This window comes from Rhodococcus sp. IEGM 1306, from assembly GCF_036541985.1.
Taxonomy (GTDB): Bacteria; Actinomycetota; Actinomycetes; order Mycobacteriales; family Mycobacteriaceae; genus Rhodococcus_F; species Rhodococcus_F qingshengii.
Window position 1 is genome coordinate 107,762 of record NZ_JAZHFF010000007.1, and the last position, 25,429, is coordinate 133,190.

At 63.1% G+C, this 25,429-nt stretch carries 22 protein-coding genes; 12 read left to right on the forward strand and 10 right to left on the reverse strand.

Features of this window, described 5'->3' with window-relative positions:
* Nucleotides 1-24 precede the first annotated feature (24 nt).
* Entirely contained in the window at nt 25-1,599 is a 1,575-nt protein-coding gene (locus V3587_RS20650; protein ID WP_269610432.1) for a carboxylesterase/lipase family protein, read from the forward strand.
* A 4-nt stretch (nt 1,600-1,603) separates the two neighbouring features.
* Here the strand turns inward: V3587_RS20650 and V3587_RS20655 are convergent, their stop codons facing one another.
* Nucleotides 1,604-3,562 carry an AfsR/SARP family transcriptional regulator gene (locus V3587_RS20655; RefSeq protein WP_269610434.1) on the reverse strand — a complete coding sequence of 653 codons (1,959 nt, stop codon included), beginning with the start codon at nt 3,560-3,562 and terminating at the stop codon, nt 1,604-1,606.
* Nucleotides 3,563-3,660: 98 nt separating this feature from the next.
* On the opposite strand from V3587_RS20655, the gene V3587_RS20660 reads away from it, so the two are divergent.
* The gene (locus V3587_RS20660) at nt 3,661-4,539 is read left to right on the forward strand and encodes an alpha/beta fold hydrolase (protein WP_003942926.1); all 879 of its coding nucleotides are present in this window, start codon (nt 3,661-3,663) and stop codon (nt 4,537-4,539) included.
* A 71-nt stretch (nt 4,540-4,610) separates the two neighbouring features.
* Nucleotides 4,611-5,096, forward strand: a complete 486-nt coding sequence (locus V3587_RS20665) for a hypothetical protein (RefSeq protein WP_042922885.1) — start codon at nt 4,611-4,613, stop codon at nt 5,094-5,096.
* A gap of 33 nt (nt 5,097-5,129) precedes the next feature.
* Here the strand turns inward: V3587_RS20665 and V3587_RS20670 are convergent, their stop codons facing one another.
* Nucleotides 5,130-6,107 (reverse strand): ABC transporter substrate-binding protein, encoded by a 978-nt coding sequence (locus V3587_RS20670; RefSeq protein ID WP_003942949.1) that lies wholly within the window; start codon nt 6,105-6,107, stop codon nt 5,130-5,132.
* A 244-nt stretch (nt 6,108-6,351) separates the two neighbouring features.
* Here V3587_RS20670 and V3587_RS20675 point away from each other — a divergent pair, with 244 nt between their 5' ends.
* The 3 genes from V3587_RS20675 to V3587_RS20685 are packed head-to-tail and all read left to right on the forward strand — an operon-like array spanning nt 6,352 to nt 10,250.
* Nucleotides 6,352-7,905, forward strand: coding sequence for an MBL fold metallo-hydrolase (locus tag V3587_RS20675; protein ID WP_283377119.1), 1,554 nt, complete (start codon nt 6,352-6,354; stop codon nt 7,903-7,905).
* Nucleotides 7,906-7,919: 14 nt separating this feature from the next.
* The gene (locus tag V3587_RS20680) at nt 7,920-8,585 is read left to right on the forward strand and encodes a YoaK family protein (RefSeq protein ID WP_003943143.1); all 666 of its coding nucleotides are present in this window, start codon (nt 7,920-7,922) and stop codon (nt 8,583-8,585) included.
* Nucleotides 8,586-8,624: 39 nt separating this feature from the next.
* Nucleotides 8,625-10,250: a cation:proton antiporter gene (locus V3587_RS20685; RefSeq protein ID WP_003943093.1), complete on the forward strand. Its 1,626-nt coding sequence runs from the start codon at nt 8,625-8,627 to the stop codon at nt 10,248-10,250.
* Here the strand turns inward: V3587_RS20685 and V3587_RS20690 are convergent, their stop codons facing one another.
* Complete coding sequence (locus V3587_RS20690; protein WP_283377120.1) at nt 10,251-10,688, reverse strand: DUF2867 domain-containing protein; 438 nt, start codon at nt 10,686-10,688, stop codon at nt 10,251-10,253. It abuts the gene before it with no gap.
* Nucleotides 10,689-10,741: 53 nt separating this feature from the next.
* Here V3587_RS20690 and V3587_RS20695 point away from each other — a divergent pair, with 53 nt between their 5' ends.
* On the forward strand, nt 10,742-11,314 hold the full coding sequence (locus tag V3587_RS20695) for a TetR/AcrR family transcriptional regulator (protein ID WP_039973149.1): 573 nt from the start codon (nt 10,742-10,744) through the stop codon (nt 11,312-11,314).
* A gap of 179 nt (nt 11,315-11,493) precedes the next feature.
* A complete protein-coding gene (locus tag V3587_RS20700) occupies nt 11,494-11,622 on the forward strand; it encodes a hypothetical protein (RefSeq protein WP_003943237.1) in 129 nt (42 codons plus the stop codon).
* A gap of 61 nt (nt 11,623-11,683) precedes the next feature.
* Here V3587_RS20700 and V3587_RS20705 read toward each other — a convergent pair whose 3' ends face one another.
* Nucleotides 11,684-12,568, reverse strand: coding sequence for an SDR family oxidoreductase (locus V3587_RS20705; protein ID WP_030536195.1), 885 nt, complete (start codon nt 12,566-12,568; stop codon nt 11,684-11,686).
* Between the two features lie 56 nt (nt 12,569-12,624).
* Here V3587_RS20705 and V3587_RS20710 point away from each other — a divergent pair, with 56 nt between their 5' ends.
* Nucleotides 12,625-12,951 (forward strand): winged helix-turn-helix transcriptional regulator, encoded by a 327-nt coding sequence (locus tag V3587_RS20710; protein WP_019745900.1) that lies wholly within the window; start codon nt 12,625-12,627, stop codon nt 12,949-12,951.
* Between the two features lie 8 nt (nt 12,952-12,959).
* On the opposite strand, the gene V3587_RS20715 is transcribed toward V3587_RS20710, so the two are convergent.
* The 6 genes from V3587_RS20715 to V3587_RS20740 all read right to left on the reverse strand — a co-directional run bounded on the left by V3587_RS20715 (nt 12,960) and on the right by V3587_RS20740 (nt 23,007).
* A complete protein-coding gene (locus V3587_RS20715; RefSeq protein WP_007730276.1) occupies nt 12,960-14,021 on the reverse strand; it encodes an alpha/beta hydrolase in 1,062 nt (353 codons plus the stop codon).
* Nucleotides 14,022-14,104: 83 nt separating this feature from the next.
* The gene (locus tag V3587_RS20720; RefSeq protein WP_007730277.1) at nt 14,105-15,574 is read right to left on the reverse strand and encodes a cellulase family glycosylhydrolase; all 1,470 of its coding nucleotides are present in this window, start codon (nt 15,572-15,574) and stop codon (nt 14,105-14,107) included.
* A gap of 80 nt (nt 15,575-15,654) precedes the next feature.
* Nucleotides 15,655-17,778: a phosphocholine-specific phospholipase C gene (locus tag V3587_RS20725; protein ID WP_269610445.1), complete on the reverse strand. Its 2,124-nt coding sequence runs from the start codon at nt 17,776-17,778 to the stop codon at nt 15,655-15,657.
* 104 nt (nt 17,779-17,882) lie between these two features.
* Entirely contained in the window at nt 17,883-19,628 is a 1,746-nt protein-coding gene (locus V3587_RS20730) for an Ig-like domain-containing protein (protein WP_230587533.1), read from the reverse strand.
* A gap of 29 nt (nt 19,629-19,657) precedes the next feature.
* Nucleotides 19,658-20,800 carry an Ig-like domain-containing protein gene (locus V3587_RS20735; RefSeq protein ID WP_030536192.1) on the reverse strand — a complete coding sequence of 381 codons (1,143 nt, stop codon included), beginning with the start codon at nt 20,798-20,800 and terminating at the stop codon, nt 19,658-19,660.
* Between the two features lie 269 nt (nt 20,801-21,069).
* Nucleotides 21,070-23,007, reverse strand: a complete 1,938-nt coding sequence (locus tag V3587_RS20740) for an O-acetyl-ADP-ribose deacetylase (RefSeq protein ID WP_283377121.1) — start codon at nt 23,005-23,007, stop codon at nt 21,070-21,072.
* A gap of 78 nt (nt 23,008-23,085) precedes the next feature.
* On the opposite strand from V3587_RS20740, the gene V3587_RS20745 reads away from it, so the two are divergent.
* The 3 genes from V3587_RS20745 (at nt 23,086) to V3587_RS20755 (ending at nt 25,428) form a co-directional block, all read left to right on the forward strand.
* The gene (locus tag V3587_RS20745) at nt 23,086-23,766 is read left to right on the forward strand and encodes an NUDIX hydrolase (RefSeq protein WP_003943269.1); all 681 of its coding nucleotides are present in this window, start codon (nt 23,086-23,088) and stop codon (nt 23,764-23,766) included.
* Nucleotides 23,767-23,827: 61 nt separating this feature from the next.
* Nucleotides 23,828-24,952, forward strand: coding sequence for an NAD(P)H-dependent amine dehydrogenase family protein (locus tag V3587_RS20750; protein ID WP_283377122.1), 1,125 nt, complete (start codon nt 23,828-23,830; stop codon nt 24,950-24,952).
* A complete protein-coding gene (locus V3587_RS20755; protein WP_003943220.1) occupies nt 24,949-25,428 on the forward strand; it encodes a carboxymuconolactone decarboxylase family protein in 480 nt (159 codons plus the stop codon). Before V3587_RS20750 ends, V3587_RS20755 begins: the two co-directional genes overlap by 4 nt.
* The last annotated feature ends 1 nt before the right edge of the window (nt 25,429 follow it).

The window sequence follows — 25,429 nt, forward strand, 5'->3', positions numbered from 1 at the left end:
AACTTGTTTTCGAGGAGAAATCGAATGACGATCACACCCAGCGAAGCGCCGGTAGTCGAGACAACGTACGGGCCGGTTCGAGGATCGACGGAAGGCTCGGTGTCGAGTTGGAAGGGGATTCGTTACGCGGCACCTCCGGTCGGTCCGCTGCGATTTCGCGCGCCGGTTCCGCCGAAGCCCTGGACCGAGGTCCAGGACGCAACAGAATTCGGGCCGTGTGAGCCGCAAAGTCGACTCGCGATGATCCCGCTCGGTGAGAACGTTCCGATGGACGAAGACTGCCTGTTCCTCAACGTGTGGGCACCGGGCGCCGTCGGTTCTGATGCGCCGGGTAAACCGGTGATGGTCTGGATTCACGGCGGAGCGTATTTCCGCGGAGCGTCCAGCCAACCACTTTTCGACGCAACCACATTGGCTGAGAACGGCGACGTTGTCGTCGTCTCGATCAACTACCGCATCGGTGTGTTCGGCTTCGTCGATTTCTCGTCCTTCAATTCGAGTGAACATACCTTCGAGCCCAATGTCGCTCTCCGCGACATGATTGCAGCGCTGCAATGGGTTCAAGGCAACATCGCGGCTTTCGGTGGCGATCCCGACAAAGTGACGTTGTTCGGCGAGTCGGCAGGTGGCGGCGCGGTGACGACGCTGATGACCGTCCCGTCCGCTCGCGGCCTGTTTCATCGCGCTATTGCCGAAAGTTCGCCCGCCACTTCGGTGTACGGTAGTGAACGTGGTGAGATCGTCGCGAAGCTGTTTCTCGAGATCTTCAGCGGCGGAAGCGATCTGGGTCTGTTGCGGTCCACGTCTGCCGAAGACTTGATCGGGCCGTCAGACGAACTGTTTGCTCGCGTCCCCCAGGAGACGCCTGGCACTTTGGCGTTCGCGCCGATCGTCGACGGTGATCTGCTCCCTGACTACCCGGTGCGCGCGTTCCGTCACGGCAATGCACACCCGATTCCGCTGATCATCGGAACCAACAAGGACGAATCTTCGCTCTTCCGGATGATGAAGTCGCCGTTGATGCCGATCGATCCCGTCGTGATCACGTCGATGTTCGCGGAGATCGCCGACGAGCATCCAGGACTCGAGCTACCGGATCATTCTCAAATCGAAGGCGCGTATTCGGGACTGTCCAAGCTGGGCGCCGGTCTCGGTTTGACCCGTGATTTCGGATTCCGGCTGCCTACGTTGTGGATCGCCGAGGCGCACAGCAAGGTTGCGCCGACGTGGTTGTATCGCTTCGACTACGCGCCGCCGATGCTCAAGGCGCTGAAGATCGGTGCGACCCACGGCACCGAACTTGCCTACGTCTTCGGCAACATCAACCACGGGGCACGAGACATTACCTACAAGTTGGGTGGCTTGAGCGCGGCGCATCATGTCTCTGAGCGCATGCAGGCGAGGTGGTTGGACTTTGCCAGAGCTGCAGGCGATTACGACGCCGGGGACGATCGCGAACTGGGTGCGGACCCGGGGTGGCCCACTTACGACACCGACACACGCTCGACACTGTTGATCGACAAACGCGATGCCGTCGTCGCTGATCTCGACCGCGAGATCCGGGAGGCGTGGGGTGAGACGGTGATTGCATTCACCTGACGGTTCAGCCCTGCTCCAATTCGGCCAGGTAGTGCGAGACGGGTCCCACGGTGAGCATTCCGCTTCCGGCGCCGGCTATTTCGGCGGCGGCAGGTAGGAGCGCCGCTCGCGCACGCTCCTTGACTCGACGGTCGCCGACTGCAGTCGCCGCTGCGGCAGTCAAGCACCACAGTGCCTCGGAGAGTAGGTCTTCGGGCGGGTCCGGCAATGCCTCGACGGCCTTCGCTGCTTCGTTCGTCTGCCCCTGTGCGATGAGCAGGTGTGGCCGGGCCCAGGGTTCGTAGGGGCCCCACTGCGTGGTCGGGTCGAAAATCGCCGGCAGTCCCCGCCATACGCGGAGGGCGAGAATTGCGAGAGGGAGTATGCCGTCCGCGAGACCCGGCATGCCGGCATCGGAAAGATTGACCGCCGCAGCTTCGTACAGCTTCTCGCAGTGCGCGGCCTCCGTCCCGGCAGCGGCAGTACGCATAGCGCGAAACCAGGTGGTGAACACCGCTGCCAACGGGCGTTCGTGACGTCCGGCCAATCGATCAACCGTCTCGGAATGTAGCTCGGCTGCATCGAATTGCCCAAGGGCGCTGAGGGCTTGCATGCGGATCAGACGGCCGAGGATCTCGAAGGTAGCCAGGCCGTGTCGAATGGCGAGGTCGACCAGTTCACGGCCGATGTCGTCGCGCTCGGAGGCCAGACCGTTAGTCCAGAACGTCTGCATGAACAATCCGTTCAGAGCGAAGGCCAGGAGCCCTGGATCGTCGAGAGCGCGACCGATCTGTACTGCGGCACGGGCACATTCGAGACCGTGATGACCGGGCAGTCCGCGCGATTCGAGTGCGATTGTCGCCAACAGTCTCGCCCGAGCGGGTTCGTTGCCGGCCGGAAGTCGATCGAGAGTGCGCTGAGCGGCCTCGACGATCTGCGTAGCCTGCCGAGGATCGTCGGATCGCGTCCAGATCCCGGGCACGTCGTAATTGCCGATGATCCGCGCGGTGAGTTCGACGTCGTCCAATTGTTCAGCGGCGCCGATGATTGTCAGTCGTTGGTTTCGGGCAGTCTCGAGTCCGCTTCCGCCCGCAACTGCCAAACTTCGGAGGAGGCCGACGGTTGACTCCAATCTCGATTTCGATCCTGCCGCTACGGTCCGGTCGTACGCTGCCGAAACCTGACTGAAGATCTGTTCTGCCCCTACAGGATCCAGGCGGGTTTCCCGGCGGAGAATGTCGGACTCGAGGTCGTTCAGTCGTGGACCAGGGTCGATGCCCAACTCTTCGGCGAGTAACTTCCGTGCGCGACGTAGGACTGCCAGAGCATCGCCTTGACGATCGGACCGGTACAGCGCCAGAGCGAGTAGTCGCCAACCCTCCTCGCGCCAAGGGTGTTCCGTCACGTGGGCATCCAGATCGGGAATCGCTTCGGCAGCTCGCCCGAGATCGAGCTGCGCGGATGCCAAGCGTTCGACGGCAGTCAGACGCAGTTCCTCCAAGCGTGATCGCTCCGTTCGGGCCCAAGGCTCGTCGGCGAACTCCGCGTAGGCCGGCCCTCTCCACAGCTGCAGCGCGGTTCGGAGCAGTTCGAGTGATTGCGCCGGCGTCGAATCTGCGGCTTCTCGCACCAGTCTTTCGAATTCCCAAGCGTCGACCGCGTCGGGTGCTGCATGAAAGGCGTAACCGGGCCCTTCGGTGACAATGACTTTCGGCTTCTTTCGCGGCGCGCGATCCGGTTCGAGCGCACGCCTCAATGCGGAAACGAACGTACGTATTGCGCTGGTAGCGCCGGACGGAGGATCGACCCAGAGGTCGTCGACAATCACGTCCACGGGAACAACACGGCCGCGGGCGACGACGAGACGAGCGAGGACCGCTCGGTGTCGTGGACCCTTCAGATCGATCTGGTGTGAAGACTCGTTCCACGCGACCACGGGTCCGAGCACTCCGAAAGCCGGGGCTTCAAATGTGTGGTCTCGCATTTCCCCACGCTATCGCGCTCATCGAACGCTCATCGACTGCGGCGAAGCTGATTGCCATCACCCCGACCTGCCATCACCCCGACTAACGAGAGCGATCGATGACTATCACCATTCCAGGCTTCGACTACCAGCAGATTTCCACAGCAGACGGAGTGCGGCTCAACGTCGCGGTCGGCGGAAGCGGAACACCACTCGTCCTTCTGCACGGCTTCCCTCAGACTCACCTCATGTGGCGTCACGTAGCCACTGCCTTGGCGTCGGATCACACCGTCATCTGCCCGGATCTACGCGGATACGGAGCCAGCGACAAACCGGTCGAGGAAAACCCGGACACCTACTCCAAACGAACAATGGCTGCCGACATCGTCGAGGTGGCCAGGAAATTGGGACACGAGAAGTTTGCCCTCGTCGGCCACGATCGTGGCGCACTGGTTGCCGTCAGAGCGGGGCTGGATCATCCGGATGTGATCACGCAACTCGGCTCGCTGGACGTGCTCCCCACCCTGGATATGTGGGACATCCTGCATGGATCGAATGCTGCTGTGGCGTTCCATCTCTATCTCATGGCTCAGCCACCTGGTCTTCCCGAGCAGATGATCAGCGCCAGCGCCGATGCGTTCTTCGAGTACTTTCTCGACGTGTGGACGCAGAACCGCGAAGCGATTCCGGTAGACGTGCGGGCGGAATACCTGCGCGCCTCACGGGAGGCGGTGCCGTCGATCGTTGCCGATTACCGGGCGTCGGCAGGCATCGACATCGAACACGATCAGTCCGATCGGGAGGCGGGCAACCAACTGCACATGCCGGTCACGGTCATTCAGCAGGACTGGGGCTCGATGCTCGGCTACGACGCCGAGGCCCTGTGGAAAGCGTGGGCGCCCGATCTCGAGCACCGCACGCTGTCCGCAGGTCACTTCATGGCAGAAGAGGCGCCTGCCGAAGTGGTCGAGGCGATCCGGACCCTACTCGAGAGGTAGTTTTGACGCTTCTCGGCTGTCGAGGTACTGGCGAGCGCATCACGTGCGTCGCGAATGGACGAGGGGGATCGATGGGTTTCTCGCTGCACTTCATGCGGGTGACGAAGGACGTGCAACTCGATGTTGATCGGGCGGCGGTCGCCGCTTTCCTCGATCAGCACGGGCTGCGCGTGGTCGAGAGCCCGTACGGAGGCGAGATCGTCGACCGTGACGACAGGGCATTGACGATCGACGGGGCCTTCTCCGACCTTCATCTCGACTCGCTCGAGCAGAGCGATCCACTCAGTGGTGGAATCTTCCACGCGACGCTGTCGCCTGCCGAGTGCGCGTTCGTCTACGACCTCTGCGCGGCGGCTGGGTTCCTGATCGTCAACCCTCAGGGTGACCCGACGTTTCTCGTTCCCCAGCGCAATCACGAGCCCGACGACGTTTCCGAGTTGGAGGACGTCGTCTGGGTCGACAGCGCCGAGGAACTGGCGCGGGCGCTCACCGGTGGTTTCCAAGCGTTCCGCGAGTTTCGGGACCGCGTGACAGGACGAGCCGCCGGTGCCGAATGATCGGGGCCCCGTCGGGTCGACGAAGGTCGGGTTCTACCGCTTGACCCCGGCCGCCAAGTCGTCGACGAGAACCTTGGCGGTCAAGGCGTATCCCGCGGCCTTGTAGTAGTCGAAGGGAATCACTCGACCAGCCTGCGCGGCGGGCAGACGCTGCCACGTCGGCGAGGTGTACACGCTGCCGGAGGCGCTGCGATCCAAGGCGAAGATGACGTCGGCTTCTTCGAGACGGTTGAACTGCTCCGATCCGAGCATCACGCGAAGGTCGGGGCCTTCACGGAGCACCTCGAATCCCAGGTCCTCGGCGACGGCGGTGCGGAAATCGTTCTGGAACCACGCGATCTGATCCTCCGCGGCGGCGACGAAGGCAACCTTCTTGCCGGCCATCAGCGGTTCGACGGTCGGGCGGACCTGAGCTACATGGGCGTCGTACTCGGCGAGTACTTCTTCGGCGCGATCGCTGCGCCCGATGCCGGTGAGGAAGTCCGACATGACCTTCCGCCACTCCGGGGTGAAGTCCTTGCCGACGGGCAGGACCGGTGCGATCTGCTGCATCCGGTCGTTGCCGTACGACCCGGTGTCCCACCAGCCGGCGCTGAGGACGAGAAGGTCGGCGCCGAGAGTCGAGATGTATTCGAAGTTGGGATCGGAAGCACCTTCGGCGAAGATCTCGACACCCGTGGCATCCGGGACCTCACGGCGCAGGTGTTCGGCTGCGCCGGTCGGGTAGGCGGTCACCGGGTATCCGGCGAGGATCGACAATTCGAGGCCGTCCCGCGGATCGAGGGCAACGACGTTCTGTGGGTCCGTCGGAATGATCAGCTTCTCGTCGCCGCGCGTGAACTCGAAGGTCTCCGCGTTCTCGGGCGTCGAACTTTCCGTGCTGCCGCACGCGGCGAGAAACGCGGCCGCAGCGACGCCCGCGCCGACGCCGAAGAAACCGCGTCGCGTCAGGTTGTCCACGATCGCCCAGTAGTCGCGATCGGTCGTGGAGGGAGAAAGGAGTCGAGTCATGCTTGTTAGGTTAGCCTTAGGGGCTGTCTTCGGGAATGCTGAAACAGCTCCCGCGAACGCCAAGAAATACGGCGAACACGCCAGCACAGAGACTGTTGTCCGCGTCACCGGCAGGTCTGATTCACAACCCACTTTCGACCTCTGACGTGCATGACGTCACAACCGGCCGCCTCCTCGATCGCGATTTGGCCCTGATCGCGCCGACTATGCTGAGTTGACCAGCAGTACGATTTCGGAGGTTGCAATGCAGATCACCAGCGTCGGCCACGCAGGATTTCACATCCAGACCGAGGCCGGATCCATCCTGTGTGATCCATGGGTGACCCCGACGTATTTTGCGTCCTGGGTGCCGTTCCCCGACAACACAGAGTTGGACTGGGACGCGCTGGGCAACTGCGACTACCTCTACGTCTCGCACCTGCACAAGGACCACTTCGATCCGAAGAATCTGATCGCGCACGTCAACAAGGACGCCACAGTCCTGCTCCCCGATTACTCGGTGCCGGACCTCAAGCGTGAACTCGAGAAGCTCGGCTTCCACAAGTTCTTCGAGACGGAAGACTCCGTCAAGCACACCGTCAGCGGTCCCAAGGGCGATCTCGACATCATGATCATCGCTCTGCGCGCTCCCGCGGACGGTCCGATCGGTGACTCGGGCCTCGTCGTCTCGGACGGGGAAACCACCTGTTTCAACATGAACGACGCCAGGCCCGTCGACCTGGACCCGCTGACCGACGCCTTCGGGAAGGTCGACATCCATCTGCTGCAGTACTCGGGCGCGATCTGGTACCCGATGGTCTACGACATCCCGAAGGGCACCAAGCGCAACTTCGGCAAGCAGAAGCGTCAGCGCGGCATGGACCGCTGCCGCAACTACATCTCCCAGGTCGACGCTGCCTGGGTTGTCCCGTCGGCCGGCCCGCCGGTCTTCCTCGACGACGACCTGCGTTACCTCAACGACGATCACGGCGACGAGGGAAACATCTTCCCCGACCAGATCACGTTCCTCGAGCAGATGCGCATCAACGGCAACGATCGTGGTCTGCTGATGATCCCCGGCTCGGCCGTCGAACTTCGCGGAAGCGAGAAGGTCGCGCTGACGCATCCCATCCCGGACGCAGACGTCGACAAGATCTTCTCCAACAAGGCCGAGTACATCGAGAAGATGGCGCAGAAGATGGCACCGGTCATCGCCGCGCAGAAGGCCACGTGGGCTCCGGCCGAAGGCGAGCCGCTGCTCGACGGTCTCAAGGCCAAGTTCGAGCCGATCATGGCTCAGTCAGATCTGATCTGCGACGGAATCGGCTACCCCGTCGGACTCGTGATGGGAGAGGAGACGGTCGTCCTCGACTTCCCGAAGCGGATCGTTCGTGAGCCCATCGACGGAGAAGGCAAGTACCGCTACGGCTTCCGCATCGCTCCCGAACTGGTTCGCACCGTTCTGCGCGACGACGAGCCCGACTGGGTCAACACCATCTTCCTGTCGACACGCTTCACGGCGTGGCGCATCGGTGGGTACAACGAATTCCTCTACACGTTCTTCAAGTGCCTCACCGACGAGCGCATCGCGTACGCCGACGGCTGGTTCGCCGAGGCCCACGACGACAGCGCGTCTATCGAGTTGGGCGGGTACGAGATTCAGCGTCGTTGCCCCCACCTCAAGGCGGACCTGTCGAAGTTCGGTGTCGTCGACGGCACCAACCTCACCTGCGATCTGCACGGCTGGCAGTGGGATCTCGAGACCGGCCGCTGCAAGACGTCCAAGGGCCACGAGCTGCGCACCAGCAAGCTGAGCTGAACCGAGCTCGTCGGGTGACGGGATACAGCAGGTCGCTGATCGGCCTGGCGACAGCGCTCGCCGGGTTGGCCGGTTACGTCGACGCGCTCGGATTCATCACGCTCGGTGGGCCTTTCGTTTCGTTCATGAGCGGCAACATGACGCAGGCGAGCGTCGCATTTGCCGACGGGGTGTGGTCGACCGCGAGAGTTGCCGGCGGAATCATCGTGCTCTTCCTTCTGGGAATCGCGCTGGGAACCGTCGTCACCCACTTCACGGAGCGCTATTCGGTCCGGGCTCGCAAGGTCACGGTGCTCGCGGTTGTAGCCGGGCTGCTGTCCATCGGTTCGGTGATGAGCAGCCTCGACGTCACCCCCGGCGCGATCTCGGCGATGGCTTTGGCGATGGGAGCCGTCAACTCGGTGTTCCAGCGCGACGGCGAGGTGACGATCGGTGTCACGTACATGACCGGTGCGCTGGTCAAGATGGGCCAGCGTCTGACCGGTGCCTTTCTGGGTGGCCCGAAGTGGGCGTGGCTGCAGCACTTCGGGATGTGTGCCGGGTTGATCGCGGGCGCGGTGGTCGGTGCGTTGGTTCACCGATGGATCGGTCTTCACGCTCTGTGGCCCGCATCGGCGTTCACGGTTGTTCTGATCGCCGTTGCCTGGCAGGTCTCGCCCCCGTCTCCGGCAAAGGTGTAGAAAGAGCCAGACACAAATCCGGGGGTACAGGGGGAAGCAGTGGATGCTCTGATCATCGTGGTGCTCGGACTGCTCGGAATCGTCGCGGCGTCGACGCTCGGAGCGCGGATCGGAGTCGCAGCACCGTTGATTCTGGTGATGGCCGGGATCGTTGTCAGCCTCTTACCATTTGTCCCAGCAGTGGACATCGACCCGGAATGGATTCTGGCAGGCGTGCTTCCGCCACTGCTGTACTCCGCCTCGGTCTCGATGCCGTCGATGGAGTTTCGGCGTGAGTTCGGTGCCATCGGTGGGCTTTCCGTTCTGCTCGTGGTCGTGAGTGCGCTTGTTCTCGGTGTGTTCTTCTCCTGGGTGATACCAGGACTCGGTATCTGGTGGGGCATTGCACTCGGTGCGATCGTGAGCCCGACGGATGCCGTCGCGACGTCCATCGTCAAGAAACTCCCGGTCTCGCCGCGGGTGGTGTCGATCCTCGAAGGCGAAAGCCTGCTCAACGACGCCACCGCTCTGGTTCTGTTGCGTACTGCCATCGCCGGGGCCGCCGCATCGGTGTCGCTGTGGAGTGTGTTGGGCAAGTTCGCTTTTGCCGTCGTCGTGGCCGCGGTCATCGGAGTTGTCGTCGGCAAGGTCAACCTGATGGTTCGCGCCCGTGTCACCGATTCGACGGTCAACACGGTCATCTCGTTCACGGTGCCGTTTCTGGCGGCGATCCCCGCCGAAGAGTTGGGTGCGTCAGGATTGGTTGCTGCAGTCGTGGCCGGGCTCGTCACCGGCTACGACGCTCCTCGGAAGCTGTCACCGCGACACCGGTTGTCCGACTCCCAGAACTGGCGCACAGTCGAATTGGTCCTCGAAGGTGCGATCTTCCTGGTGATGGGCCTTGAACTCTCGTCGATAGTCGACGATGTCCGGGTCGACCACGAGGGCATATCCACGGCGGTCTTCGTGGCGGCGGGTGCACTGTTCCTCACGATCTTGGTGCGGGCTCTGTACGTGGCCCCGCTCCTGCGAGCGCTCCAAGCGCGGGCGAATTTTCGTGAACGCATGAAACCCAGACTCTCCGACATCGCGAATCGCCTCGACAATCCCGAGGATTACCCGCCAGACGAACGACGCAGCAGGCGCCGGGCACCTTCGGCGAATCAGATGGAAAGGTTCAAGGTTCGGGTTCGGCGGACGGTTGCCGATATCGACTACTACCTTGCTGCGCCGTTGGGATGGCGTGAAGGCACGATCGTCATCTGGGCCGGCATGCGCGGGGCGGTCACTCTGGCTGCAGCGCAGACTCTGCCGGAAGACACCCCGAGTCGATCGCTCCTGATCTTGGTTGCGTTCCTGGTGGCAGCAGGCTCGTTGATCCTTCAGGGAGGAACGTTGAAGCGCGTCGTAGTGGCGACCGGTCCGGCAGCGCAGGACCTCACCGAATCCGAACTAGACGAGCATCGCAGGTTGCTCGACCTCCTCGAAGATGCTGCTGCGAGTGTCGTTCCGCCAGAGGGTCGGTCGAAGAAGAGGATCCGCCTCGACGTGATCGACGCGCAGCGTCAGGCACTGCTCGACGCACGTGACGATGGCGTGTTCGACGCACGGATGCTCGGATCGGCACTTGCCGCGCTGGATGCCGATCAGATCAGCCTCGAACTCAAGGGCGGTCCGGACGGTTGATCACGTGCACAGTCTCTTTCGAGCGGACGTCATCATTGCCCGCGTGATCACGCCGTGCAGTACCTGAACGGGTGCGAAGTAGATTCGGCCCGCGCGGTTCTTCAGCTCCACGGCGGTGACGACGTGCAGGAGGCCGGCGTCGTTGTCGGCCTGAACCGAGGCGACGAATCGTAGGTGTTTCTCGTCCGCTTCGATGAGGGCCTCGCCGTCGGCGATCTTGTCGACGGCAAAGGTATCGGGGCGTCCCTTGGCGATGCCGAGCAGTCCGACTATCCGCTCCCTGAGCCAGAACATCGCGAGGACGGGTGCGGGGACATTCCTGACGTCGAAGACTGCCTGCGCCCACTCCTCGGATGTATGGGTCGGAACAGACGGGATGGTGATCGTGGTGGATTCTGCCCAGTCCGGTGCAGGCATTGCCTTGAAAGCGAGTGTCATTTCGTCCTCCGTACGGTGCCGTATGGAACTTACCCATACGGTACCGTACGGAGGTGCCGAATGCCCGCGCCCGACTCTCTCGCGACCAGTGGATCGATGCAGCTTTCCAGGCTCTGACAAGCCATGGGCCTGATGCAGTTGCAGTGGAAAAGGTGGCGCGCACGCTCGGATCGACCAAGGGTTCCTTTTATTGGCACTTCGCCAACCGCGACGAATTGCTGCAAGCTGCGCTCGGCCGGTGGGAAGTTTTGGCAACCGAGAGACTGATCTCCTCCGTCGAGTCCTCTGGTGAACCGGCGGAGGTGAGGTTGCGTCGTCTGGTGGATTCGGTCACGACCGGATTGGCCGGTCGCCGTGCGGAGTTGGAACTGCTTGCCGGGATCGGCCATCCTTTGGTTTCGGCGGCGGTTCGACGTGTCACCGAGCGTCGAGTTACCTACATCGTGACGTTGTTGGTCGATCTGGGGATGGACAGGCAGAAAGCGGAACATCGTGGCGTACTTGCCTATTCGATGTACCTGGGGCAGATGCAATTGGTACACAGTGCGCCCGATGTGGTTCCTGGCAGCGGTGCGGACGCTCAGGCGCTCGCCGACGAGTTCGTGAACATGGTTCTGGCCAGGTAAGTCCGCCGTCGAACGCAGCGTGATCTGCGCATCACCCTGCGCTTTCAGGTGAGGGACCACACATTGCGCGTAACCCATAGTTACAGATACTTTGAGGTCAGCTGAAGTGGGGTGCCGGATATGTCGACATTTCCCGGAGGCGCAAAACCGTTTCACGACAGGAAGAAAGGTGACTCACCATGAGCGTTGTGCTTATTTCGTTGCTGGTCGCCGCTGGACTCACCGTGCTGGCCACCAGTGACGGTGCCGGTCTGGACTTCGGGAGTCGGCAGCTGAACCGCCAGTTGAAGACCCGCACGCACCGGTAACCCCGGAAATCGGCCGGCTCCACGCGATACTTCGCGGAGCCGGCCGATTGCGTTGCTCCGGTCAGTTCACTCCGAGATCTACCAGCCAGGCCCGGGTGCTGCGGGCGACGATGCCCAAGGCAACGGCAGAACCCGTCGCGGAGTCGAACGCGACGCTGTCGGCAGATTCGAGTCCCGTGTAGAGCTGGGAAACCCCGGCTGCTGCGCCCCCTCCGATGATCGGCGCAATCGACGCACCGAAGGCATCGGGCGTCACGGCTTCGAAAGTTACCGTGCGCGAGAAGTGTTCGGCGAATGCCTCGGCGAGTTCGATGCCGGTGATCGCCGGAATCTGTCCGATGTCGACCGCGTCCGGTGCTACGTCGAGAGTCAGGGCCGCAACGGCTGCATCAGCGACGTCGAGATGTGAACTCCATGCGACCGCGAGATCGGCACGTAGTGGGTAACGCAGGACCCCTTCGTCTTTCACCCCCGACAGCACGGTGGGCAGAAGAAGATTCTCGAGGAACAAACGCGGGGTCAGGACGGTCACCGCGATACCTTCGGCGCGGAGTCCGTCGACGAGCTCGGAGAGAACGGGTGTGTTGGGACCGGCAAGCGGCGAAGTAGCGTCGCCGGTCACCGTGCCGCTGGTAGAGATCACGAACCGCGAAGGACGTGTCACTCTTGCTGCTGCCAGAACGTTGTGGGCGTAACCGGCTAGCGTCTCGGTGTCACCGGCGAGTGGCAGGTGGAAGAACACCCCGTCTACCCCGCGATAAGCGTCGGCGAGAGAGTCGACTGACGCATTATCCGCGACGACGGTGTTCGCACCCTCGAACGTCTGGTCGGGGTTGCGGGTGATTGCTCGGACTTCGGCACCTGTCGATCCGGCGAGAGCCGCGACCAATCCCGCGAGAACGGGAGAACCCTGTGCGCCGGTGGCGCCATGCACTGTGTAAGTCATGACGCCTATAGTTCAGATTGGGAACCAGTTACTTCAAGTGAACTAATGGGGAATCGATGAGTGAATCAGGTCACGTGCTTCCGGAGTGCGGCGTCGCGCGCTTTCTACTGGTTCTGGACGGACCGTGGGCAACGCTGATCGTTCGTGAGCTCACGCACGGCCCGATGCGCTTCACGGAACTACGACGCGCATTGCCCGGCATCAGTCCCAGGACACTTTCCGCCAGACTCAAGCGATTCGAGGAGTTCGATCTGGTGACCCGGACTGCCTACGCCGAGGTGCCGCCGCGAGTGGAGTACGAACTCACCGCGACGGGGATGGAACTGCGCTCCGTGCTCGAAGCGATGGTCGAGTGGGCGGATCTGGCACTCCCCGTTTCGTGACCCTGCCCTCAGTGCGGGCCCGAAAGTCCAACCCGCAGAGCGCCGCAGGCCTCGAACATCGCATCTTGACCGGTATGGCCGACACCGGTGGTGTTGACGAAGGCATGGATCAATCCACTGTGACGCCTGAGTGCAACCGGGACTCCGGCCTCTCGCAGCCGGTCCGCGTATTCCTCACCCTCGTCGCGTAGTGGGTCGAAACCGGCGACGGCAACGTACGCGGGCGGTAGGCCGGCCAGGTCCGGAGTGAGCAGCGGTGAGACTCGCGGGTCGAGAGCCGAAGCGCCGCCCGACAGGTAATGGGCTGCATACCAGTCGAGTTGGGCGTCGGTGAGAAAGAAGTCGGTGCCGAACATCTTGTGCGAAGGGCGCTTCGACGAAAGGTCCACCCAGGGGAAGAAGAGCAGTTGGAATACTGGTTTGACGTCGTCTTCGGTCGTGGACTGCGCGACGACGGCAGCCAAGTTCCCACCCGCGCTGTCTCCGCCTACCGCAATGGATTTCGGATCTGCACCCAGATCTGTGGCATGCTCGACGCAGTACCGGAATGCGGCGACGGCGTCATCGACCCCGGCGGGGAACGGGAACTCCGGTGCTAACCGGTAGTCCACCGACAACACACTGACCTCGCCGTGGCGGGCCAGGAAGCGGCACACACTGTCGCCGCTCTCGAGGCTGCCGAGGACGAACCCGCCGCCGTGGAAGTACACCAAAAGTGGAGCGGGCGTTGAGACTCCGGCCGGGCGATACAGCCGAGCCGGAATCGCGTGATCCCCGGCCGGGATCTCGAGGTCACGTACCGTCTCGATGTCGATGGGCGTACCGCCGAACAGTCGCGATTCGGCGTCGATCTGAGCCCGTCCCTCTTCGACCGGAAGATGCTCGAAGCTCGTACCTTCGACCGCTGAGAGCAATCTCAGCGCAAGCTGGATCTCGGGGTGCAGAGTCTGCCCGTCGATCTCCTTCGGCTTGCCACCGAGAATGCGCTGCGCGCCGGTCGGTAAGGCGCCGACGACATCGAGCACCACCCGCGCAACACGATCTTGGACAGACATCTTCTCCGTGGACATACTCGCCTTCCGTCGGCCGATCACCCGTCGCTTGTACGTTACGAAAGAACCGGACAAATATCCAGGAATCTCGGCGCTCGCGGTCAGCTTGCCGGCGTCACCGTGACTGTGACGGGGCCCGCGTCGTCCGCGGTTTCCACTGTGAGAAGCCGGCTTTGGGGGTTCCAGTTCACGATGTCGGCGCCCGCGACGTCGACGCCGCCGGGAAAGCCGCTCTCGGGTAGATAGATCTCGGTCGGTGCCGTTACCGCGGGGTTCGGGGTGAACGTCAGCTGAAGGCGGTCAACGGTCGAGGACCATTCGGTGGGTGTGCCCGCGACGGCACGCGGATACGGCTTGTTCAGGGTGTCGACGAGGAGTGTCTGCGATCCGTCCGGCAGGTACGGGCCCCAAGGACCTGGATCACTGGACCAGTAGGAGACACCCGCGCCGAGGTCTCGGGCGGTCGTGTAGACGCGGTCGATGTAGTCGGTTGCGCCGGGCAGTGTTGTGTCGAGCCCGAATTCGCCGAGAATGATCGGAACGCCGCCGAGTACGTTGCCTGCGATGTGTTCGACGCTGTCGCGCCAGGTGTCGATGGTCGCGTCGGTGAGTGTGCGTGAGAGGCCGGAGTATCCGTCACCGAGGTCGAGGGGCAGCGGGTACAGGTGTGGGCAGTAGGCGATTCGCTGTTCGCCGGCTCGTGGGTCGTTGATCTTCGTGAGCCCGCTGGGGACACCTTGGTTGACGCCGACGGCCTGCGGGGCCACACACACCCAGCTGTCCTGATCAACTTCCCTGATGGCGTTGGTGGTTCGCTGATACAAGGCAGCGAGGGGCCCACCTTCGAAGGCGGGGCCTTGGAGGGAACCGCCCCACGGCTCGTTCATCAGGTCGTATGCCACGACGGTGTCATTGCCTGCAAAACGTTCGGCCACCGCCTGCCAGGCGTTCGCGTAGTGCTCGACCAGTTCGGGATGTTGGCCGGTGGTGTTCCAGAAGTTGTCGAATGCACGCATCACACCGGGTTGGACGTAGTACAGCTCCCACCGGTCTTGAGGGCTGACCGGAAGGCCGTCCATGTAGGTCGCCCAGGCCGGCGCGCCGTTGCCGATGTTGCCGGCGCCGTTGCCACTGTTGCCCTCTGGTGTGATCGCGCCGGAGTAGACGTCCTGATGCATGTCGAGCATGACCTTGTAGCCGCGCTCGGCGTACCAGCTGACTCGGTCCTCGACACGGTCCAGATATTCCTGGTCGTACTGTCCCGGCTCTGGCTCCACCGAACGCCAGGAGATCAGGAAACGCACGAAATTTGTTCCCATGTCGGCATGTTCGCGCTCGAGATCGGCTTCGGTGAACTTCGGCATGCCGTCGGGTGCGCTCTTTGCGCTCGACGCCGTGTTGAACCCTCGCAGGATCAAGGAGCGCCCGGCGTCGTCGGTCAGGTACGACGGTGGCACCGACGTGCCATCGGCGCTCCCCGACGTGGGCAGGCTGCCCTGAGCCGCGGCAATTCCGCCGCCCAGTATCAGTGAGCCCGCGACTATCAGTGCTGAGAGCGGGATACGACGCACGGAAACTCCTTCTGGGTGTGTGGATGGATTGACTTGTCCGAATGGGGATTCGGCCCTGGGCTTGAACGCTCGGTGTCGATTCACGTCGGTTGGCTTACGCTGGTCCGCCCGTTTTCGATGTGTCCGACGAGCACGCGCTTGAATTCAGGATCTTCGTCGACCGTCACGGCGGCCTGATACCAGCCGTCCACCGAACGCACCGTCCACTGAGAGTGTGCACCGGCAGCGAGTTTGCGTCGGTTTCCGTCCACATTGACCGTCAGTGCACGACTTCCGGAATTGGTCGCCGTCAGTACAAGCGTGCGCGTCCCTGCGTCGACAGTTGTCGAGACGTCGAGCGAAGCTGCCGCACTGTCTGTAGCTCCACTGAACTCGCGCCTGAAACCGTTGGGACCCAACAGGTTCAGGCTGTAGACGCGATCCCTGAGCGCAACGGTGTCGTCGACCTCGCCGACGACGTCGTAATGCCGTGGCTCGTCGAACTCACCTGCGTACGGGTACATGGCCAGGTGCGTTGATGCGGCACCGGTATTGACCAGATGGACCGCCAACGAGCCGGTTTCCGGGTTCACCGTCGTGTAGGCGTCGGGTTGATAGGGAAGTGCCCGTGCTGGTCTAGTGCCGTTCTCCTGCAGAGGCATTCTCTGTTCGGTGGGCGGGGTCGGTGTCCACCGCGGTTCCAGCGCCGGAGTGGGTTGCGGGCGCGCCAAAGTCGGCCGGCTACGCGGGTTGGCGAAGTCGAACGCCGACGTCAGGTCGCCACTCACCGTGCGTCGCCACGGGTCGATTTCCGGTTGCGTGATTCCGAACCGCGTCTCCAGGAACTGCGTGACGGACGTGTGGTCGAACACTTGTGAACAAACGAAACCGCCAACAGTCCACGGCGAGATGATCGTCATAGGCACCCGCGGGCCGAGACCGAGCGGCTGATTACCGACCCATTCGGCTTCGACCGAGCGCGGCGGTCGAGGTGGCGGTACATGGTCGAAGTACCCGTCGTTCTCGTCGAAGTTGACGATCACGGCCGTCTTCGCCCACAGATCCGGATCGGACGCGATGGCGTCGAGTACTTGATAGAGCAGTGTTGCGCTCGCTGCCGGTGACGAACCCGATGGGTGCTCCGAATCCACCTCGGACGGAACGAGATAGCTGACTTGCGGCAGTCGACCGGACTCGACGTCTTTCCTGAACTCGGCAGCCAGTGTGCCGGGCCGGGATCGGTACAGCGCGCGATCGTAGAGTTGGCGATCAGCAGGCGACAGTTGGTCTGCGGCATTCGCGAGGGCCAGTACCGCTGCGTCCTGGACCGGCGCCGGCATCGACGGCAGGGCGAGATAGAACCCGGCCAAGGTCTGGATTTCGTAGGGGAGCAGGCTTGGCCGACCAAGCAGCCCTGCCGCCACTTTCTTGAAGGCAGTGAAGTATTCGAGGTTGTTGTCTCCGAAGTTGTCCCACTCCTGGTAGGTCTTCCAGGAAATGCCGGCGGACTGCAACCGCTCGGGAACCGTCGTCCATCCGTAGCCGGCGTGCCAGGGGTTGTAGGCCGCATTGGTTACAGCTCGTCCCCCGGGACCGGGTGGATCCGAAGGCAGGACCGACTCGGTCGGATTAGGCGAAAGTGGCTCGTATCCCGTGTATCCAGAGACCCAATAGTTCCGGTTGGGGCTCGTGGACGTCGGAACGGAGCAGTGGTAGGCGTCGCAGATCGTGAACGCGTCCGCCAGTTCGTAATGGAACGGGATGTCTTGCCGGTCGTAGTACGCCATTGTCGTACTGGTTTTTGCCGCGATCCAACCGTCGTGCCAGCCGTCGGCGAGTGCGGCATGTCCGCCCGCCCAGCTGTGGTCGAGTCCGGTCACGTTCTGGGTGTCCATGCGTTGTGCCGCAGCGGAATCGCGGATGGGGAAGGGGAGCACAGGACCGGTAGGACCGGGTTGTTCGAAGACGCTGTTGCCGCTGCGTAGACGCAACGCATTCGGATCACCGAAGCCGCGAACACCCCTCAGCGCGCCGTAGTAGTGGTCGAAAGATCGGTTCTCCTGCATGACGAGGACTACATGCTCGATCGAATCGAGCCCGCCGGAGTTTGCGGGTGTCGCCAGTACACGTTGAAGCGACGGCGGCAGAAGGGAAGTAGCGGCGACTGCAGTTGCACCGACCCCGGCGGCGAGAAACGACCGTCGAGAAAGAGAATTCCTGGACACTTGTGCTCCATCGATAAATCAATCAGTTCTATGACCACGGCCGCGACATGCTGCTGCCGCTGCTCCGAATCGGTGCAGCGGCAACAGTGTCGAGAAGAATTCGATCAGGAACCGAAGAGACCGCCCAGTGAACCGAGGCTGCCCGAACCGCCGTTCCCGCCGTCGTCAGGCGCAGCAGAAACCTTGACGACGGATTCGTCCGACGCGGACTGTGTGAATCCACTTCGCCCGGCGTATGACGCCTTGATCCGATGATCGCCCGTCGATGCGAAAGTGTGCGTCAGTCGCGCCACTCCATCGACTCCGACGACAACGGGCTGTCCGATGGGTTGGTCGCCGTCGTAGAACTGAACCGAGCCCCCGCCGGGGTTGGGGGTGACCGTCGCCGACAGTTCTGCCGCGACATTCTGCTTGGTCGTCGCGGGAGCTGCCAGTGAGGTCGAGGTGGTGACATCGGACGGTGCGGGATCAGACACGGTGACCGTTTGAGCGGGTGCCATCGACGGCATGAATCCTGTTGCACCGGAGTAGTAGGCCGAGACGGCATGAGATCCAGCCGAGGTGAAGGCATGTTCCAGAGTGGCTTTGCCGTCAGTGCCCACCGGGACCGGAGCGCCGATATCTGCAGCGCCGTCCTTGAACTGGAGAGTGCCACCGGTGGGTGTCGGCGTGACCTGCGCCCTCAGCGACACCGAAACGCCCGTCTTAGCATCGGTGGGAACGTTCACGGCCGTGTCGGTCTGCTTGACGACAGGTGCGGCAGTCACCGTGACCATTGCCTCGGTCGAGTTGGAACTCTGGAATCCGTTGACGCCCTGGAACGTTGCGGAGACCCGCGCGGTTCCGGCGGTGAAGAAGGTATGCGGTAGCCGGGCAGTGCCGTCGGCACCGGGCGTGACCGGTGTACCGACGTCGGCGCCGTCCACCCTGAACTGCACGTTTCCGTTGACCGGGGCCGGATCCACCTTTGCGACAAGCTCGGTCGGTGTGCTGGCTTGGATCGAGCCGGGCATCTGGATTGTGGTGGTTGTCGGTTGGCTGACGTAGATGGTGGTCAGGGCCTGCCCGCCGGCGTTGAGGCCGGAGTTCCTGTTGTCCCGCGGGGAGCAGTTGTAGCGCTCCCAGTAGTTGACTCCGAAGACGTCCTTTTCGCGCTGGACGAATGTGAGCGCATTTCGGTCGTCGTCGTAGTTGGCGGATCCCGGATCGGAAACTCGCAGTGAAGGCTTGATCTCGCTACCGGCCGCACCGGCTTTGACTGTGACGTCGACTGCGGGGAGTCGGAACTTGGTGTTGGCACCGACGATGATGCCGTCACTCGATCGAACTGCGGAGGACGGACCGTTTCCGATGGTCCGATTCGATCCGGAGATACGCAGGTGCGTACCGGATGCCGATGGATTACCGCCGTCGTCGATCCGTGTGACTGTCGGAGTGGCACTGTCGGATCCGAGGCCGTACGCACTGTCCGCCACAAGCTGGGAACTCACGAATTCGACGCCGGACGGGATGTCGAAGTCGTACTTGATCCGGGCCCAATGTACGACTCCACGGCTGGCATGACCGCCGCTGTTTGCCTTCATCTCGTTCGGCTGCACGCGGTAGGTGACGGTCTCACCTGGTGCCGCGGTGGTCGGCGCGGTGATGGTGACTCCCGAGCCGAGTGTCTCGTTGAACGTGATCGGGCTTGCCACACCGTCCATCTCGCGCACATGGCATGCAGTTGTGAAGGCCACGCTCTTGGTCTCGGGGGCAGCCGAGGCGATCCCGCCGCCGACGATGGAGAACAAGCCGCCGGCCAGTACCGAGACGGTTGCAATCGCAGAGCCGCGTAGGAGTTTCGAGTTCATCGTCGAATCCTGGTTTCTGTTCACAGTTTTCACGACCCGAATCCGGGGGTACCAAGGCTGCCGAGGCTACCGGTGCCAGGCTCGGGCTCGGACGGTTCGACGACGTTGATCGTCACGGCGCCCGACATCGACTCCATGAAACCGGCCGATCCCGTGTAGTACGCCGTGATGTTGTGGTCGCCCGCTGTTGTCATCGTGCGGTTGGCCTTCGCGACGCCGTTGACGACGGCCACCGGAGCGCCGAGGTCGACCCCTCCGTCACGGAACTGCACTGTTCCTCCCGACGGCCACGGAGTGACCGTTGCCGTCAGTTCCACGGAGTCACCGACGACGGCCTTACCGGGTGCGTCGATTCGCGTCTGTGTCTGAGCGAGGCTGGAGTCGACGTTGATCACGGCGAGCGGCCGGCCGCCGGCGTTCAATCCGGCCGAACGATTGTCGCGTGGTGAGCAATTGGTGGTCAGCCAGTATTTGACGCCGCCGAGCAGGGTCTCCTGCTGCAGGAAGGTCAGGTAGTTGGCGGCACTGTCGTAGGAACCCGAGTTGGAGTCGGACACGCGCAGCATGGGCTTGATCTGGGTGCCGACAGCCCCTGACGTGACGGTGACGTCGACTGCCGGGAGCTGGAACGTCTTTCCTCCACCGACCTCGATTCCGCCGCCGCCGTTGTCGTCGGTGTTGGGTCCGTTGCCCGCCGTGATGTTGTTGCCGGAGATACGAAGATGCGTCCCATTCGGATCGGGTGAACCGGCATCGTTCACCCGCGTGATCGTCGGGGCGACCCCACCCAGATTCGAGCTGGTGCCGGCCACGATCTGCGCCCCCACGTAGGAGGTGCCTGCAGGGATGTCGAAATCGAACTTGAGACGCGTCCAGTTCACGACGGACCTGAGGTCGTAACCGTCCTTGGGGACCGTCATCGGCTTGGGCGCGAGGCGGTATGTGAAGGTGGAGTTCGGCGGGACCACGGCCGGCGCACTGATCGTGACGCCGGAATCACGCGTCTCGTTGTGCGTGATCGGTCCGGGGAACTGCCACCCGTGGCACGATGCCGTGAACGGAAGGTCCACATCAGCGGCGGACGAGACTCCGGCTCCGCCGATCACGAGGGCAACGCATCCGGTCAACGACGCGGCCACCCCCACTCCTCGGCGCATCAACGTCGACACCATTCACATTCTCCTTGAGTAGCGCTCGACAAGATCGAGCTCTCGGCTTGAAGCCGGGTCCGGGAACCGGCCTCGAGCTGACAGAGAATCGAATACGTCTCGTCGTTTGCTCACTACCAGCTCAAACCCTGGAGAGGAGTAGAACACAGAGCGAGCCGCAAAATATGCGATTCGGACAAATTGTTGGACAAACGTCCAACCGGTGAAATTTCTCCACTTCTCCGACCGCTCTGCACTGCCTTAACGTGGCGTGAAGTGGGCCCGGTAAGCGGTCAGGCGATCGCGCGGCGCATCAGGTCTGCCGTCTCCTTGTTGAATGCCACCAGTGTGACCGTCTCGACCTCGGTCTTCGCCGTGCGAATCGCTGAAACGGCCTGTCGGACGGCATCTTCCTTCGGCCAGCCGTAGACCCCTGCCGAGATCAACGGAAAGGCGACGGTACGGGCGCCGATCGAGTCGGCCACGGCGAGGCTGCGGGTGTACGCCGACCGAAGCAGACCGGATCGGTCCTCGGAGCGCGAATACCTCGGGCCGACGGTGTGAATCACGGCCTTGGCGTGCAGCTTTCCGGCGGTGGTGGCTACTGCCGCACCCACCGGCAGGCCGTCGGGAAGGCTGGTGTTGCGCAATACCTCGCAAGCCTTCAGGATCTCCGGTCCCCCGGCACGGTGGATCGCGCCGTCGACACCGCCGCCGCCGAGGAGCCTGGAGTTGGCCGCATTGACGATGGCGTCGACGGTCAGCGTCGTGATGTCATCTTCGACGACTGTAATAGCGGGCATGGATCCTCCTGTGTATCCGACGGCTGTGTGTCCGACGGACGCGTTTCCGACTGCCGTGTTCCAGAGTTCACGCTTCGGGCGAGCCCACGGCGTAGCCGAGCGTACGTCGTAGGGATCACGTCCGATCAACATCGAGTATCGCGCTGCAACCGACGGCGTGCGACTGTGCGCCTGAACGCAATGGAGGAGTACGCGCTTTCCCTCGGCCCGCAACGCCTGGACGGTGCGCGCTGCGTCGTCGAGAACGAACTCGAGGTTGGCGTTGGAATCGTGACCGTCGTCGACCAACCAGAACTCGACGTGATCAGGGGCGACCTGTCGTGTTCCCATGCGGCACAGGCTGACCACGGCGTCGTAGTCTGCAGTGGACACCGCATCGACGCCGCCGAGCATGACGCCGTCGTCGTGCGGGTGCGTCGTCAGGTGGTGGGTTCCGCGAAACCTCGAGTAGTCGAGTTCTGCCGTCGACGGCCATCCGTTCTTGTCGTCGGTACCGCCGCGAGCAGTCTTTATTGCCAGGCGAATCAGATCGGAGGAACGGTATCCCGGCCAGCCATGCATGATTCGGCGCCAACGGGCGGGAACCGCCGACGCTCCCCAGCGGGCGCCGAGGAGGCCACCCGCGATGGCCGCCGTCGTGTCGGTGTCCCCGCCGGCTCTTACTGCCGCTTCCAATGCGTACTGGAGGTGGCGAGCATCGCCATTGTCCGTGGAAGTGATTGCCCACCAAGCAGTCTGAAGTGCATGCACCACCCAACCGTTCTTGGAGAAGTCCTGCGGGTTCCCGGTTTCGGCCTGATCGAGCAGCGGGCCCCAGTATTCGGCGACGTCCTGATCGGCAACGGAGAGGAAGCCTCGAACACCGTCGAAGTTGCCGGCGACAACGGCATGGCGGATGGCATGGGTCCACAACTCGCACGCCTGTCCGGCACGCGGGTCGTCGTGCGTGAGTGAACTGATCCGGTGCGCTGCCGACCTGGCACCTTCTGCATCGTCCAAGTAGGAGAGGGCGACGGGAGCAGTCCGCATGAGCGAGCCGTTGCCGGCTTTGCGGCCGCTGATCGCCCGCGCACGATCCGCCATCGCCGCTGCGCTTTCGGAGCGGACGGACAACACTGCTCGCGTCTGGTTGCCGATGTCCGCGGGCTTCGAGTCGTACCACCGGATGAACTGTGCTGCAATGGCATCGAGACCGTCAGAGCTTCCGATGTCGATTCCGGTCGCGGCCACCTCGGCGATCGCAACTGCCATCGAGGTGTCGTCGGTCCATTCTCCCGGCGCCCAGTCGAACGGGCCGCCACCGATCATGTCGATCGTGACCTCGGCCTTCGGGTAGGTGAATTCGTAGCCGGCGCCGAGCGCGTCTCCTGCTGCGGTGCCGAGCAGAACGCCGGCCGCTCGATCGGACTGCTGTGCGGTGAGTTTCATGGCTACCTCTTCGGTTCGCGATGATCGTTTGATCAACTTTGCGCTAACCATAGATCATGTTTGAGATAACATGCAAGGGTGAATAAATGGACAGACACGAGCGGCAAGGGATTGACGGACTATCCGCGTCCGTCTGTGGCAGTGGACGTCGCGGTGCTGACGTACAGCGGTGGATCTCTGAAAGTTCTGGTGGTTCGGCACCGTCTCGGTGCGCTGGCGCTACCGGGAACATTTCTGCACGAACGCGAATTGCTCACGGCCGCAGCCGATCGTGCCCTGTCGGTCAAGGCAGAGTTGGCCCAGACGAGCTTCCACCAGTTGGCGATCTTCGACCGACCGGACCGCGACGACCGTGGATGGGTTTTGTCGGTCGCGCACACGGCTTGCCTACCGGAATCGGCACTGCCCGATTCGGCGCTTCTCGTCGATGTGTACGACGACGAGGCAGTGAGCGGACTCGCATTCGATCACGCCGACATGGTGCGACTCGCGGTCACGGACCTACGCACGAGGTATGCGTCGTACGTGGATCCGGACGGATTGTCGGGCGGGACGTTCACCGTCGCCGAACTTCGGGGACTCTACGAGGTGATCTTCGATCGTCCGTTCCAGAAGGACAGCTTCCGCCGGCAGGTGTTCGACGCGCTCGAAAGTACCGGCGAGATGAGCAGACCAGGTAACGGCCGACCCGCCGAGACGTACCGGAGACGGGGTGACGGCGCACTGACTGCGCAGGCAATGGCATTTTTGACCGGATGAAGTGAAACGAATTCTTGCAGTTCTGCTGACCTGACGCGCTGAGCTGGGTAATGTCCGATTGATGGGTGCAGTTTCGAATGAAGCCGAGTCCAAGATTCCGACTGTCGTGTGGGGTACCGGCAACGTCGGGCGTGCATCGATTCGCGCTGTGACAGCCAATCCGGCCCTCGAACTTGTCGGCGTCATCGTTGCGAACCCCGAGAAGGTCGGGCGAGACGCCGGTGACCTCGCCGATCTGGGAGTGCACCTGGGCGTCGCGGCTACCGACGACGCCGATGCCGTGCTCGCAGCGTCTCCCGGCGCGGTGGTCTACGCGGCGTCCGGCGACATTCGGCCCGACGACGCGGTTGCCGACATCACGCGGGCACTGGCCGCCGGAGCTGTGGTGGTCACGCCGTCGGTATATGCGCTGTACGACCCGAAATCTGCGCCTCCCGAACTTCGTGATCCCGTCGAAGCTGCAGCCAAGGCGGGCGGCGGCGCTCTGTTCGTCTCCGGTATCGACCCAGGCTGGGGCAACGACATCCTGCCGATTCTCGTCAGCGGGCTCGCGGGGACAATCGGCCAGATCCGGTGTCAGGAAATCTTCGACTACACGACCTACGAACAGCCGGATTCTGTCCGCTACCTGATCGGGATGGGTCAGCCGATGGACTACGAACCTCCCATGGTCGCGCCGACCGTACCCACCATGGTCTGGGGCGGGCAGATTCGGCTCATCGCGCGGGCACTCGGGGTGGAACTCGACGAGATCCGCGAGACCTTGCTGCGCCGCCCGCTCGAGGAAACCGTGTCGACCGAACATATGGGGGAGTTCGCGGTCGGCACCCAAGGCGCACTGCGATTCGAGGTTCAGGGAATCGTCGGCGGGGAACCCCTGATCGTGATCGAACACGTCACGCGTATTCATCCGTCCTGTGCCCGCGACTGGCCGCTCCCGCCCGACGGCGGCGACGGCGCGCACAAGGTGATCGTCGAAGGACGACCACGAATCGAGATCAACGTCGAAGCCACCGATGAAGGTGGAAACCGCGCGGCCGGTGGAAATGCCACGGCCGTAGGACGTCTCGTCAACGCAATTCCCTGGCTACGTCAGGCTGAACCCGGTCTTTACGACGCGCTGGACGTTCCGCTCACACCCGGCGTCGGCAAGCTCGGTGCCCGAAACTCGGAGGTACTCACATGAATATCGACATACCCGAAGGCAAGAATCCGATCGGCTACGTGTGGGGAGAGATGGTCCCCGGCATCGGACCCGCGGCCGCCGGGTTCTCCCAAAAGGTCTACACGGACGGCACTCTCGGACTCCGCGAGTTCGAGGCGGCCAGGCTTCGGATCGCTCAGATCAACGGGTGCATCTTCTGTCAGGACTGGCGCACCGAGCGTGACGGCGAGACTGTGGAGTCGACGTTCGATCAGTCTGTCACCGACTGGCGCACCACCGATGCCTTCGACGACAGGACGCGCCTCGCTGCCGAATACGCCGAGAGATACGCCCTCGACCACCACGGGCTCGACGACGAGTTCTGGGAACGTATGACCGCTCACTACTCCCAGCGAGAAATCGTCGAGTTGAGCATGTGCCTCGGATCGTGGTTGGCCTTCGGCCGGCTCAACCACGTCCTCGGCCTCGATACTCAATGTGTGTTGCCCGGCAACTGAA

Excerpts from the sequence above, each read along its gene's own strand:
- V3587_RS20740 (WP_283377121.1), bottom strand. The coding sequence starts at position 23,007 with ATGAAACTCACCGCACAGCAGTCCGATCGAGCGGCCGGCGTTCTGCTC.
- V3587_RS20650 (WP_269610432.1), top strand. The coding sequence starts at position 25 with ATGACGATCACACCCAGCGAAGCGCCGGTAGTCGAGACAACGTACGGG.
- V3587_RS20670 (WP_003942949.1), bottom strand. The coding sequence starts at position 6,107 with ATGACTCGACTCCTTTCTCCCTCCACGACCGATCGCGACTACTGGGCG.
- V3587_RS20700 (WP_003943237.1), top strand. The coding sequence starts at position 11,494 with ATGAGCGTTGTGCTTATTTCGTTGCTGGTCGCCGCTGGACTCACCGTG.
- V3587_RS20690 (WP_283377120.1), bottom strand. The coding sequence starts at position 10,688 with ATGACACTCGCTTTCAAGGCAATGCCTGCACCGGACTGGGCAGAATCC.
- V3587_RS20675 (WP_283377119.1), top strand. The coding sequence starts at position 6,352 with ATGCAGATCACCAGCGTCGGCCACGCAGGATTTCACATCCAGACCGAG.
- V3587_RS20655 (WP_269610434.1), bottom strand. The coding sequence starts at position 3,562 with ATGCGAGACCACACATTTGAAGCCCCGGCTTTCGGAGTGCTCGGACCC.
- V3587_RS20730 (WP_230587533.1), bottom strand. The coding sequence starts at position 19,628 with ATGAACTCGAAACTCCTACGCGGCTCTGCGATTGCAACCGTCTCGGTA.
- V3587_RS20710 (WP_019745900.1), top strand. The coding sequence starts at position 12,625 with ATGAGTGAATCAGGTCACGTGCTTCCGGAGTGCGGCGTCGCGCGCTTT.
- V3587_RS20755 (WP_003943220.1), top strand. The coding sequence starts at position 24,949 with ATGAATATCGACATACCCGAAGGCAAGAATCCGATCGGCTACGTGTGG.
- V3587_RS20665 (WP_042922885.1), top strand. The coding sequence starts at position 4,611 with ATGGGTTTCTCGCTGCACTTCATGCGGGTGACGAAGGACGTGCAACTC.
- V3587_RS20735 (WP_030536192.1), bottom strand. The coding sequence starts at position 20,800 with ATGGTGTCGACGTTGATGCGCCGAGGAGTGGGGGTGGCCGCGTCGTTG.
- V3587_RS20660 (WP_003942926.1), top strand. The coding sequence starts at position 3,661 with ATGACTATCACCATTCCAGGCTTCGACTACCAGCAGATTTCCACAGCA.
- V3587_RS20750 (WP_283377122.1), top strand. The coding sequence starts at position 23,828 with ATGGGTGCAGTTTCGAATGAAGCCGAGTCCAAGATTCCGACTGTCGTG.
- V3587_RS20705 (WP_030536195.1), bottom strand. The coding sequence starts at position 12,568 with ATGACTTACACAGTGCATGGCGCCACCGGCGCACAGGGTTCTCCCGTT.
- V3587_RS20715 (WP_007730276.1), bottom strand. The coding sequence starts at position 14,021 with ATGTCCACGGAGAAGATGTCTGTCCAAGATCGTGTTGCGCGGGTGGTG.